This is a genomic window from Microcoleus sp. S13C4 (assembly GCF_036700865.1).
Lineage (GTDB): Bacteria > Cyanobacteriota > Cyanobacteriia > Cyanobacteriales > Microcoleaceae > Microcoleus.
This window is the reverse complement of record NZ_JAUBPS010000069.1, coordinates 18,365-30,728: the sequence shown is the minus strand read 5'-3', so window position 1 is coordinate 30,728 and position 12,364 is coordinate 18,365. Positions and strand designations below refer to the sequence as shown.

Genomic DNA, 12,364 nt, shown 5'->3' with positions numbered 1-12,364 from the left:
TTTTTAGCTGGCATTTTTGTAGAGATTGACTAAACTCATTTTTTATTATACCCTATTTAAAGGCACAACAGCTTATCACTGTGAAGTTGGAATACCAGTTTACTTTCAAAGAATATTTAGAAGCTAGTAGAATTTTCCCGAAATTAGGTCCTCTCGATACAGTCAAGTTGTGGAGTCTTCCTGTCGTTCTTGTGGGGTGGGGAATTGTCAATATTATCGCTGGCCAACATCCCCTATGGGGTTATTTCATTCTAGGTTTTGGCATCTGCTACCTCCCTATTGTGAAGTTCCTAGAGTGGCGTAATATCAGCTCCTTCAGTCGGTTTTTCTTTTGGTATATGCGCTTGTATTTCCGACGATAAAATTTGGCAGCGAACCGGCAATTTCAGTGGGACCTTTTTTGTTAATAGGGGCAATTTTACAACTTCTTCATTGGCTATTTCAATTTTTAGGACTCCTGTTACTCTCTCCGTGGAGACAGAGAACTAATATTTGGCACGAACTTATTACTTTAACAATGACTGAATCGGGACTGGAGTTAGAAACTGGAAAGGTTAGCCTCATACTCAAATGGCTATTTTACTCGCACTGGTTAGAAACAAAAAGTTTGTTCGTTATCTATCGTGAGGAGTGTTACAATATACCGCATTTTTTCCCAAAAAAACCATTTAATCGAGAGCAGCTTCAAGCGTTTAGAGAATTGCTATACAGCAATATTCCGCCAGTTCCTCACGTTGTTGATAGGAAAACAAGCCAGTGTGAGTTCCAACTGAATTTTAACGATCTCAGAGAAGCTACTGAGGGGGATACAGAACACACCTCAAAATCTCTCAATAGAAAATTGGTTGAAATGGAATTACTAACAGGAGTCTCCTTTATTGTGATGGCAATTATCTTCCAAGAAATCTACTTGTTAGTGATGGGCGTTGTTTTTGTAGCCCTGCTAGTCTTATTGGGTAAAATTGTAGATATTTTTTTGGTGAACCCCCGCGACATAAATATAGAGATACCGATGAGCGTCAGGCAGATGGACTGGGGGGAACCTACGACTGTGGAAGTGATAGGAGATGGGCTGGCACTTAAAACTCCGAGTTGGGAAGGAAGCTTTAAATGGGAAGCTTTTAAAGTCTTTATTGAAACCAATAATTTATTATTAATTTATCCTTTACAGTCTCTCTATCCTGTGTCAAAAAGAGCGTACTTTATAGTTCCCAAGTGTGCATTCAGCGGTGAAGAGGAATTGTCGGATTTCAAAAAACTGCTACACAACAAGATCGGGAAAAGCCGCTATAATTATTTCAAGAAAATGCAGGCGCAATTCCTCAATCTAAAATCTAAAATCTAAAATCTAAAATCGAATGACTCAAGTTTCGATCGACTCCTTGATTCAAGGGGCAATTTCAGGAGATTATATTGTCAGCTTTCCCACAGATACTGTACCCGCTTTGGCTGCGCGGCCCGATCGCTCCGAGCTGATTTTTGCAGCTAAACGTCGCAGTCAAGACAAACCGCTGATTTTGATGGCAGCCTCGGCGGAGGCTTTATGGCCCTACGTGCAGGGAAGTCCAGCAGAGTTAAACTTGTGGCAGCAAGTGGCCCAATCCTATTGGCCGGGGGCGTTAACTTTAGTGCTGCCGGCTTCGGCAAAAGTCCCGGCGGCCATGAATTCGATCGACCCCACTACAATCGGAGTACGAGTGCCTGACTTTCCCCTTGCCCTAAAGATTCTAGAGCAGACAGGCCCTTTGGCTACTACCAGTGCCAATTTATCCGGCCAACCGCCTCTGGAGTTGGTGGCAGAAATTGAGGCTGTGTTTCCCGAAGTCTTGACATTAGTGCCTTCTGAATTAGCAACAGCGACAACAGCTTCGAGTTTGCCTTCGACTGTGGCTAAATGGACGGGCAGCGAGTGGGAAATATTGCGACAAGGCGCGATCGAGTTAGAATGCTAAAAGCTAAACTCCAAGGCAAAGCAATATGGCGCCGATCGGCTGGAGCGACTTTATATATTTAGGTATGGGACTGGGGCTGGGTTTGGGAAGCAGTTTGATTTGGCGCCCGCGGCAAAAAAGCTCGCAACAGCCCGAACCTGCACCCAAAGTGCCGCCACCTCCTCAAGAAATTCACTTAGAGAAGTTTGATGCCCTTTCCGAGCAACTTAAGCAAACTCAATTGGCTTATCAGATGGCATCGGAGATGAGCCAATTTAAGGCGGGTTTTTTGGCTCGAACTTCTCACGAGTTGCGATCGCCCCTGAGCACTATGATTGGTACGCTGCAATTAATTCTCTCGGATTTGTGCGACGATCCTGCTGAGGAACGAGAGTTTGTCGAGCAAGCTCACGTCGCGGCACTCAAGCTGGTGAAATTAATAGATGAAATTATCTCTGTTGCTAAAACTGAACACGGCACTGACAGGATGGATATTGAGCCGATTCAGTTAGCTAAGGTTTTTGACGAGGTTGATGATTTAACTTACTTGCAAGCTGCTAATCGCGGCATTCGTTTGGAGATATTGCCGCCAGATCCGGGGATTTATGTATTGGCAGATTTGCCGAGATTTAGGCAAGTTTTAGTTTATTTGGTAGATACTGCTGTTGCTCAGATGGAGGAGGGGAGTATTTCTGTGTCTGCCCATGCTTCGCCGGAATCTGGATGCGTTCACATTTGGGTGGACGATCAGCGTTCAGTGAGTGCTTGGAGCGAGTCTTGGGATTTGCTGAAGCACGATTTGGAGTGTGATGCTACTAAAAGCAGCGATAATTCTCAGGTGTCTTCTGGAATGAGGTTATTGATGAATCAGACTCTTTTAAGTTTGATGAGCGGAAAGTTGGAGGTTCTGGCTGTGCCTTCTGAGTCCGAAGAGTGCAATTTTAACCGAACTCAGTGTTCTATTCCTTTGGCAACTTGGTGATGAAGGAAGTTCGACCACGAGCAATCTACGGGATGTAACGAAGGTGGGGAAGACGGCAAAGGATTTAACAGATTTAACTGAGGTGGGGAAGAGGTTAGAGGGAAGATGAAACAAGGAAATTATTTATAGGGAGTAAGGTGCGCCCTTACGCACCCTACATATTATAGATTTTGATGCCTATCTGCTGATTATTTAACAATTAGCAGTTAGCAATTCGCCGTTGCTAATCTCTAATTCGAGATTCTCTTCTAGAAGCTGATTTTCAAGTACCATTGTGGTACTAGCGTTTTTCTGAAAACCGATGCGCTCGTAGAAGCTTTGTTTGTAAGTTGTCATCAGATAAACTCGCTCTACTCGGCACATCCGAGGGTGACTCAAGACGGTTTGCACTAATTTACGGCCGAGTCCTGCACCTTGGTAATCCGGGTGAATGGCGACATCCCAGATGGTGGCTCGATAGATGCCATCTGAGGTAGCTCTGGCAAAGCCGATCGCCCGTGAGCCGTCCCAAACTGTAACAACTGGTTCGCTGTTGGCGATCGCAATTTCCCAATCTTCTATCTTCCGTGCCCTCGCCCAAAAGGCGGCGGCTTTAAATAGTTCTTGGATCTGTACGATGTCGGCGCGATCGCTACCTATACAAAATTGAATGTGACTGGAATCCCTAGTCGTTGATGTCATGCTCAATCTGCCTTCAAGTTGTATCTAAACTGTGTTACTTTTACGGTCTTAGCGGGTATAGTTAATTTTGCTTGGGAACAATCAATCAATGATTGAATTCCCGATTTACAAAACTATTTTTATTCATACATATTTTCTAACTAATTTCGGTGATTATTAATACTTTTTTGTCTTAAATTTGTAAAAAAGTCTTGGACTCACTATTTCTACCTCCTAAGTCATACCTTTTTAGATTTTAGATGTTAGATGGGGAATGACTGATTTTGTAGGTTTTGGAGTTGGTCTATAGAGAAACCGAGTTTTTTCATAACACTACTTCGTTACAGCCCATCGAAACGCTAAAAACCCGGTTTCGGGGCGTCGTTTATCGGTAAGTGTAAGCGATAGAGAGTGTGTTGCCTAATTGCTCAAAAATCATCTATCGAGAGAGGGATTGACTCCACGAAAACAGCCGAAGATTTTGCTGTGGAGTCAATTCTTTAATCTCTAATCTCTAATCGAGTGAATCAGTTTTGCAACCAGCGGGCGGCGTCTTTGGCGTGATAAGTCAAAATCAAATCACAACCAGCACGCTTGAATCCTGTCAAAGTTTCCATCACTACTCTTTCTTCATCTATCCAACCGTTGAGGGCGGCGGCTTTCACCATCGCATATTCCCCAGAAACGTTGTAAGCAGCAACTGGCAGGTTAGTTGCTTCTTTCACGCGCCAGATGATGTCCATGTAAGCTAAAGCGGGTTTAACCATGAGCATATCTGCGCCTTCGGCAATGTCTAGAGCAATTTCTTTAAGAGCTTCGCGGCCGTTTCCCGGGTCCATTTGATAGGTGCGCCGATCGCCAAATTGCGGAGCAGAATCAGCAGCATCCCGGAACGGGCCATAATAAGCTGAGGCGTATTTTGCCGCGTAAGACATGATGGGAATATCTTCAAATCCAGCAGAGTCCAATCCTTCGCGAATTGCTCCGACAAAACCGTCCATCATTCCCGAAGGTGCGATAATATCTGCACCGGCTTTAGCTTGAGCAACTGCGGTTTTTTTCAGCAATTCTAGTGTGGGATCGTTCAAGACGCGACCACTTAAATCTCCGACTTCCAAATAGCCGCAGTGACCGTGACTGGTATATTCGCACAGACAAGTATCGACCATGACGATTAAATCTGGTACGGCTTTTTTAACTGCTTCCGTCGCTTGTTGGACGATGCCACAGTCGTGCCAAGCACCTGTAGCATCTGTGTCTTTATCTGCGGGAATGCCGAATAAAATAATAGCGGGAATGCCGAGGTCGTAGACTTCTTTTGCTTCTTCTACTATTTTGTCTACCGATAGCTGGTAAACTCCGGGCATCGATGTGACTTCTTTAGCAAAAGCTTCCCCCGGTACGGCAAATAGGGGGTAAATTAAATCGCTGGTTGTCAAGATATTTTCCCGTACCATCCGGCGGAGTTGGGGATGGTTGCGGAGGCGGCGGGGGCGGTGAGTTGGAAACATAATGTTTTTTTTACGGTAGATAAAGCCCTGTTTTTGAGGACTCGTGGCGCTTCTTTAAAAGTCTAGAGCTTATTGTTGGCCGATCGCCCTGTACTTAAGTAAAGTTCTGTGAAAGCCTGGATGTCCATTGTTGGTAGTCAGGAATGCCAGTCGTTTCTCGCCCTTGCCGTTCCCAGACTCAGCCCTAACGCTGCTTGTGGGATCGGTTAGTACGGATATCTCGCTGGCTTCACACCTGTAACCAGGCTGCCCAGAAGCGAGAATAGATTGTAAATTATAAATGTATCGAATAGTAACGGTCTTATGTACAAGCAACTAATTTCTTCAAAGATCAAACCGCTTTTGAAATCACTATTTGCGATCGGTCTGGTACTGACGCTAGCCCTCGGTAACGCTGACGGAGCTCTGGCAGCCCGCAGCGGAGGACGCATCGGCGGCGGATCTTTTAGAGCTCCGGCGCGCAGTTACTCATCGCCGAGTCGCACTTACGCGCCGTCGGGAGGGGGCTACTACCCGGGCGGTGGCTTTGGCGGCGGCTTCGGTTTCCCGTTCTTGCTGCCGTTTTTTGGCTTTGGGGGCGGGTTTGGCGGCCTGTTCTCGATTTTGATTTTTATTTCGATCGCTAATTTCCTCGTGCAAAGCTTCCGCCGCGCCGGGGGATCAACTGACGAACTTGGCAACAGCGCCCCCACTACCACCGTATCTGTCGCCCGCTTGCAAGTTGGTTTGCTAGCAGAGGCCCGCGGTTTGCAAGCCGAACTCGACTCTCTAGCGCGCAAAGCGGATACCGATACAGCGGCCGGTCGCGCTCAAGTCGTGCAAGAATCTACTCTGGCGCTGCTGCGGCATCCTGAATACTGGGTTTACGCGGGCGCTGAATCTGTGCAAACTCGCTTGGAAGCAGCGGAAGCTAAGTTTAATCAATTGTCTTTGGCAGAACGCAGTAAATTTACTGAAGAAACGCTCTCGAATTATAACAATCAGCTCCGGCAAGCAGGGAGCAGCAATGTCCTGCCAGGTTTGCAGGAAGATGGTGCGCTGGTTGCTTCTGATTTGAATTCAGATCCCGGGGAATTTATTGTAGTGACGGTGATTGTCGGTACTCAAGGTAAATTGCAATTGCCAGCAGTGAAAAACTCTGAAGATTTGCGCCAAGCTTTGCGTCAGATTGGGGGAGTATCGAGCGAGCAGTTGCTGGCGGTTGAGGTGCTATGGACTCCTCAAGCCAACGGGGACACTCTGACTGCTGACGATATGTTGGCGGGCTATCCTGATTTACGATCGATTTAGTGAGCAAGACTGGGCGCGGAGCATGGTTTCCCGCGCCCGATCCCGTCTCACAAGCTGTGTGGACGAACCCGATTGCTTTAGAGACGGGCATTTCGCGGGATTTGGTGGAGGCTGAGCGAGTTAAAAAAGATGGTTCCACGAATGCTAGTATTGAAAGATTATGATTCAGCGTGATTCATCTGCTATGGGCCCAGCCTGCCCCATAGGGGTTTTGCGAAGAAGTTAGGCAGGATAAAAAAACTGTATTGAGCGAGGACTGCTTCGGAAGAAGTGGCGACCCCGCGCCATCTAAATTTTATATAAAGAAGAAGTGATCGAGAGCTAAAACTTATGGCCGACAGCAGCAGAAAAAAAGCACTTTTTATTTTGAGCCAGTTAAATAATGACGATATCAACTGGATCGTCCAAAAAGGCAAAAAGGAAGTTCTAGATCCGGGCGGGATTTTGATCCATGAAGGGAGACAGATAGATGCGCTCTACATTGTTTTGAATGGGAGTTTGAGCGTTTTAATCGAGGCTGAGGGGACTAGACAACTCGCTAAAATAGCCAGCGGAGAGCTGGTGGGAGAAGTCTCTTTCATCGATGCTCGCCCTCCTTTGGCAACGGTGAAGGCGATCGAAGAAACTCACTTGCTGGCAATTCCGAGGCGGCAGTTAGTAATCAAACTTCAAAACGATATGGGCTTTGCTTCCCGGTTTTATTATGGAATTTCATTGTGTCTGGCAGACAGGATGCGCGGTACGATCAGACATATAGAATACGGTCGCAATATTGAATTAGATCAACCAGAATTTGAACGAGAGGATATCAATCCTAACGTCCTGGAAAATTTGGCTCTAGCTGAGGCTAAGTTTAATTGGCTGAGGGAAAATGTTAAAGCTTGACGAATTTTAAGGCGTTTTTGAGCTGGGTGTGAAAACTTGCCACTTGATACGGTAATTGAGAGATATACGATGTAACCTCTCAACTCAAAAAACAGATGTGAAAACAAAATAGGGGTGGGTTGTACCGGAAATATCGATCGATAACTGCCGGAACTATAAAAACCCGCCCCTGTGCTTTGCCGTTGCAACCTCACGCGCCCAAATGCAACTACCAACCACACAATCTAGATAATTCCCGGCCCTTTGCCGCGGGTGTCTGCTTCCGTGGTCAGTTTTCCTTCCTCGCCTTTTTTATCTTTGACTTCGGCGAGAATTCGAGCGCGTTCTTGGGCTTCGGCTTCTTCTTTTGCTCTCAAATCGCCCGGTTCGTTGATGTACATTTCCGGTTCGATCGCGTAATTGTTAACTAGACCTTCTTTGTCTACTGTATAACCATCTGTAGTGTGAATGCTTTCGTCATCGGTTTGGTCATCAGTTTTTGCACTTTTCTGCTTCCCTTCGGTGGTGGTGTGCATGAAGTTAGCGCCTTCGCGGTCTTGGCGCGCTGCTGTCTCCGCAGGAGTAATGCCCCGGTCGTAGTGGGGGGCTTCCATATTGGCTTCGATTTGTTCGTCGGCCGGTGTTGATTTGCTAACTTCTTCTTTGGGGGGTATTGGTTGGCGATTAGTCATGATTTATTCCTGGGTTATCTTTTCAAAAAGGTCTTTGGCTTATGTTTAAATATTAAGTGTAAGCTAACTCATTAACAAACTATCTTTGGTTATAGTTTGCGAGAAGTTGCGGTTATAGCAGATATTGAAGGAAGAAGCAAGAAAGAATAAGGTTTTAGTTATCTAGGATAGAAGGAAAAAGCAATCTTGCACAAGGGTTTCAGCATTAAGAACGTCCTAACCGTCAGGGCGCTTACTATATTAAAAATACATTTATTGAGTCTTCCTCAAGACTGATAAAATTTCCTCTTCCTTAAGGATTTTAGGAATTCCAACGATTGGACATCTATCTAAAGGTAGATAATAGGAAATTGCAACTTGAGAATTGGTAATGGGGAGAAGGACTAATGACTAATGGCTCATCACTAATGACTAATCACTAATGACTTCTTTTATGCTTCTTTATAGAAGCGGATGATTTCGCGGACGTGGTTGAGAAATTGTCCGTCATCGGTGAGTTGGGCGATCGCACTTTCTGCATCTCTTCTCAGTTTAGTGTGTTCTGCCTGATTTGTCGCTTGCAAAGATTGTAGAGATGCGGATAAAGTAGTTACTTCTCTTCTGATAGCTTCCCGTTCGCGATTTTGGACAGCCACCCACGAATTCGGATTGTCTGAACTTAATTGATTGCTCAAATCTCTAACTGTAGATTCTAATTCTGCAAAGCGGGTGCGGAGTTCGACAATATCTTCGCGGGGGTACAAAAATTGGCTGCGGATAGTTGTCAGCCGCTGGGCTAAATATTGATAACCTCGGATAGCTGGACGCATTACAGTTAACAGCAGTGCAGCAGCAGAACTGAGATAGCCAACAGCACTAATTCCGGTGGCGGCTAGGGCGTAAAGTGCGATCGCGCTAAACAGGTGAAGTGCGATCGCCACAAAGAGCGATCGGCTAACTAATACAGTAACGTATTTGACTTGTTCCTGATCGACAGCAATGTTTTTTTTAGTAGATTCTGCGGCTTGGGCTAAAACTTCTTTAGCTTCAAAATGGATATTCCAGGGAACTGTAACTATCAGCAACAGCCATTCAAAAATAGCAATGGCAATTACCCAATCAATAAGACTGCCAGCGGAGACGTGCAGCCATTGCAGAATGGCAAAAACTAACAATAAAAATATGGCCGTACCCGCACCGAAACCTGCAAAAGTATAATACATAAAGATCGCCTTGGTGGAATGTTGTTTTGATTGTGAGTAACTTGTTTCGCTATGGAGGAATAAAGTGTGACAGTTAAGTGAGCGTCCTATTAATCTCGGTTCATTAGTTAGGAGTAAAAGTGCAGGGCCAGGGTTGCGACCAACCTGTTTTGTCCCACAAATACTTGCTATACCTCAATCGTGGAAGGTAGTTGAGATTTGGGGTAGGTTGTTTAGGTATGGATTCATAAAGTGTGACAGTTAAGAAATCGTCCTATTGAACCCAGTTTATTAGTGATTAATAATACTCCAGGAGAAAAGGGTTTCCCGACGCCTGGTTTGTTCCAGGAACGTACACGGGCTTGAACCCATCCCTAAGAGTTAATTAAATGAAACGGTTTGCTGGTTTGGGAGTGCGTAAGTCCTCACTAATTACTCATTGGCGATTAAGTAGAGCGACACAAAAAAACTTGACAATGTAACAAAATGTAAACGAATCACAACCTCTGCGATTGCTTCATTTCACTCGCTTTTGACTACTTATGTTTTTCGCAGTTCATCTACTTAGTGATCGGGATGAAGTCACTTTTTCCCCAACTCATACCCTTTGAGATTTATTTGAAATTTGAGATGGGTAATAACTGATTATGTATGACTTTGCAGCTTGTGTAGAGTTGCATTCATTTTTTGAACTACTATCACTAACGGCGTTAAACGCTTCTAGCAACGCAGCAATCTCAAAACGCTCCCCTCTATCGATTTTTATTTTCCAGAGGTGCTAAATCACCTGTCGCTGAGATAAACTGATTTGGAAGTAGATCGCGCGTTTTGCAAGTTGCCTCTGTGTAACCGAGACACTGCTACTGCAACCTTTCATAAGCCACAGCAAAATAGGTGCCAAAATTAACTCTACAGTCTCCGATTTCCATTAACTGCGCGTCTACCATCTAAAATCAAAAGTGAGCAGCAAGGACAAACCGATGGCGAACTCAACTCTTGGCCTAGAAAATCAACTTTACGATTATCTGTTATCTATTTCTCTGCGGGAGCCAGATATTCTCGCTTCACTACGGGAAGAAACTGCTAAGCATCCTATGGGTATGATGCAGATAGCTCCCGAACAAGGTCAGTTTATGGAGCTCATGGTGCAGCTTATGGGAGCGACCAAAACCTTAGAAATAGGCGTTTTTACTGGTTATAGTTCGCTGTGCGTAGCTTTAGCGCTGCCTCCTAACGGTCAAATTATTGCCTGCGATGTCAGCGAGGAATATACTACGATCGCACGACGCTATTGGGAAGCTGCGGGCGTTGCTAATAAGATTTCTTTGCAGTTGGGCCCCGCAATAAATACTCTGGACAAACTAATAGCCGAGGGACAAGCTGGAACCTTTGATTTTGCCTTCATCGACGCCGATAAAGAAAATTATGAGGCTTATTTTGAGCGATCGCTGCAACTTGTACGCAATGGCGGTTTAATTGTAATTGACAATGTTCTGTGGTCTGGACGAGTGGCTGATCCTCAAGTACAAGACGAAAGCACCCTCGCCATTCGTAGTTTCAACGACAAATTGCGTAACGATCCCAGAGTTACTCTCAGTGTTGTCCCCATTGCTGACGGGCTGACTTTGGCATTGAAACGCCGTTGGGCTACTCTGATGGAACCTGAACAGCAGAATTAAAGAGTTATTTGCGGTTTGTGGTGGATTTCTAAGGACTCATACCAAAGCAATAAAGAAACCGGATTTCTGAGTCAAGCTTCTGGGATAAAACGGATATTTTTTCATAAACCTCGTTTATGCGCTCAGGACTGTTTTTAATTGCTGCAAACCGCGAAAAAATAACAATTTAAGAATATTATAGCAATCCTAAATCATTTGTGAATTTCTTACTCCCTCCCCGAACCCGCGGGGAGGGTTGGGGTGAGGTAAAAAGTTTACGACTCCTGCAAGGATTGCTATATATCTAAACAACGTAAATAATTGATTTGAGGCGTAACTTCCGGTGTCTAATTTACAACTAAAATTACCAATTCACGAAACTTTTCAATGTACTGTTCAAGGCGAAGGTTACTGGACGGGGACTTTAGTTGATTTTATCAGATTGGCTGGTTGCCCGGTGCGTTGTCCTTGGTGTGACACAGGCTACGCAAATGGGGGCAAAGGTTTGCCGTCTGTGCCACAGTCGATCGTACAATTGCTCGCTCAATTGCAGTCTCCGAGGGTGGTCATTACTGGCGGCGAACCTTTCATTCACCGCGATTTGCCTGAGTTAGTTGAAGCTTTGTTAGAAGCTGACAAGCAGGTGAGTATTGAAACTTCCGGCGCTTGCTGGCAAGATGTTTCCCCGCAGGCTTGGATTACTCTTTCTCCTAAAGAACACGTCAATCCTAAATACCCGGTGCAAGAGCTTTTGTGGACTAGAGCTAATGAAATTAAGTTGGTGGTTAGCACTGGCAAAGAAGTTGAATTTTATCACAAGCATTTGGAAAATAATGTGACTATTCCGGTTTTCTTGCAACCCGAATGGAACTCAAAAAAATCAGCGATTCCCATTATCTTGGAATTGCTGAAACAAAATCCTAGTTACAGGCTATCTTTGCAAACTCATAAGTTTATTGGCGTGCAATAATTTGAGGATTTAGCTAAAGCTATTCGTCAGGTGGGCGGTGCAGAATGGGGAGTGCATCGCCCTACAATCTGTGGAAATATGTGCTAAAATTAAAGCAGCAATTTATGATAATTTGAACGTAATGGAAACCCTAATGGGAAAAGTTATCACAACCCTAGTAATTACGAATCGGCTGGATGAAGGGAAAGCGGAAGATAATCTGATTCCAATCGAGCAAGTCAGATCTGTCACTCTAGAAAATGTTTTGGTGGATACGGGCGCGACAACTTTGTGTTTGCCTAAAGATGTCATTGCCAAACTGGGTTTAAAAATCCTCAAGCAAGTGGTTGTTGAGACGGCAACTGGCATTAGTGAGGCGAGGATTTTTCAAGATGCCAAGATTTCTCTGTGCGGACGCGAAGGGACTTTTGAGTGTTTGGAATTGCCAGAGGGGAAAACGCCACTTTTAGGCGTGATTCCGATGGAAGCGCTGGGAATTGAAGTGGATTTGAAAAATCAAAGATTGAAGGTTTTGCCGGACGGGCCGACGGAAACTTATTTGACAATTCTTTGATATTCTTGAGTTTGGATGCCAGCAATTCGATTGGCAGCGCTAAGATGGTTAAGCACTGTTTTGCACTACTCT

Annotated in this window: 13 protein-coding genes; 9 read left to right on the top strand and 4 right to left on the bottom strand. The window is 44.9% G+C overall.

All coding sequences use genetic code 11. From position 1 onward, the window contains the following. The first annotated feature begins 850 nt into the window (after positions 1–850). Genes QT996_RS23150 through QT996_RS23140 form a run of 3 tightly spaced genes read left to right on the top strand, consistent with a single transcriptional unit; the run spans position 851 to position 2,913 of the window. The gene (locus QT996_RS23150) at positions 851–1,345 is read left to right on the top strand and encodes a YcxB family protein (RefSeq protein WP_333049302.1); all 495 of its coding nucleotides are present in this window, start codon (positions 851–853) and stop codon (positions 1,343–1,345) included. A 13-nt stretch (positions 1,346–1,358) separates the two neighbouring features. Continuing rightward, positions 1,359–1,952, top strand: a complete 594-nt coding sequence (locus tag QT996_RS23145; protein ID WP_333049300.1) for an L-threonylcarbamoyladenylate synthase — start codon at positions 1,359–1,361, stop codon at positions 1,950–1,952. 25 nt (positions 1,953–1,977) lie between these two features. Continuing rightward, positions 1,978–2,913 carry a HAMP domain-containing sensor histidine kinase gene (locus QT996_RS23140; protein WP_333049298.1) on the top strand — a complete coding sequence of 312 codons (936 nt, stop codon included), beginning with the start codon at positions 1,978–1,980 and terminating at the stop codon, positions 2,911–2,913. A gap of 192 nt (positions 2,914–3,105) precedes the next feature. On the opposite strand, the gene QT996_RS23135 is transcribed toward QT996_RS23140, so the two are convergent. Both QT996_RS23135 and hemB read right to left on the bottom strand, forming a co-directional pair. Next, positions 3,106–3,594 (bottom strand): GNAT family N-acetyltransferase, encoded by a 489-nt coding sequence (locus tag QT996_RS23135; RefSeq protein WP_333049297.1) that lies wholly within the window; start codon positions 3,592–3,594, stop codon positions 3,106–3,108. Positions 3,595–4,100: 506 nt separating this feature from the next. Beyond that, positions 4,101–5,084 (bottom strand): porphobilinogen synthase, encoded by a 984-nt coding sequence (gene hemB, locus QT996_RS23130; RefSeq protein ID WP_333049296.1) that lies wholly within the window; start codon positions 5,082–5,084, stop codon positions 4,101–4,103. A 303-nt stretch (positions 5,085–5,387) separates the two neighbouring features. On the opposite strand from hemB, the gene QT996_RS23125 reads away from it, so the two are divergent. The 3 genes from QT996_RS23125 (at position 5,388) to QT996_RS23115 (ending at position 7,259) form a co-directional block, all read left to right on the top strand. Then, entirely contained in the window at positions 5,388–6,374 is a 987-nt protein-coding gene (locus tag QT996_RS23125; protein WP_333049295.1) for a DUF1517 domain-containing protein, read from the top strand. Continuing rightward, a complete protein-coding gene (locus QT996_RS23120) occupies positions 6,374–6,538 on the top strand; it encodes a hypothetical protein (protein ID WP_333049294.1) in 165 nt (54 codons plus the stop codon). Before QT996_RS23125 ends, QT996_RS23120 begins: the two co-directional genes overlap by 1 nt. A 166-nt stretch (positions 6,539–6,704) precedes the next feature. After that, the gene (locus QT996_RS23115) at positions 6,705–7,259 is read left to right on the top strand and encodes a cyclic nucleotide-binding domain-containing protein (RefSeq protein WP_333049292.1); all 555 of its coding nucleotides are present in this window, start codon (positions 6,705–6,707) and stop codon (positions 7,257–7,259) included. 224 nt (positions 7,260–7,483) lie between these two features. Here the strand turns inward: QT996_RS23115 and QT996_RS23110 are convergent, their stop codons facing one another. Further along, positions 7,484–7,930, bottom strand: a complete 447-nt coding sequence (locus tag QT996_RS23110) for a hypothetical protein (RefSeq protein ID WP_333049291.1) — start codon at positions 7,928–7,930, stop codon at positions 7,484–7,486. Between the two features lie 431 nt (positions 7,931–8,361). Further along, positions 8,362–9,132: a hypothetical protein gene (locus QT996_RS23105; RefSeq protein ID WP_333049289.1), complete on the bottom strand. Its 771-nt coding sequence runs from the start codon at positions 9,130–9,132 to the stop codon at positions 8,362–8,364. Positions 9,133–10,091: 959 nt separating this feature from the next. Here QT996_RS23105 and QT996_RS23100 point away from each other — a divergent pair. The 3 genes from QT996_RS23100 (at position 10,092) to QT996_RS23090 (ending at position 12,292) form a co-directional block, all read left to right on the top strand. Continuing rightward, complete coding sequence (locus QT996_RS23100) at positions 10,092–10,790, top strand: class I SAM-dependent methyltransferase (protein WP_333049287.1); 699 nt, start codon at positions 10,092–10,094, stop codon at positions 10,788–10,790. A gap of 322 nt (positions 10,791–11,112) precedes the next feature. Next, positions 11,113–11,739, top strand: a complete 627-nt coding sequence (locus QT996_RS23095) for a 7-carboxy-7-deazaguanine synthase QueE (protein ID WP_333049285.1) — start codon at positions 11,113–11,115, stop codon at positions 11,737–11,739. 133 nt (positions 11,740–11,872) lie between these two features. Next, positions 11,873–12,292 carry a retroviral-like aspartic protease family protein gene (locus QT996_RS23090; protein ID WP_445304588.1) on the top strand — a complete coding sequence of 140 codons (420 nt, stop codon included), beginning with the start codon at positions 11,873–11,875 and terminating at the stop codon, positions 12,290–12,292. Positions 12,293–12,364 lie beyond the last annotated feature (72 nt).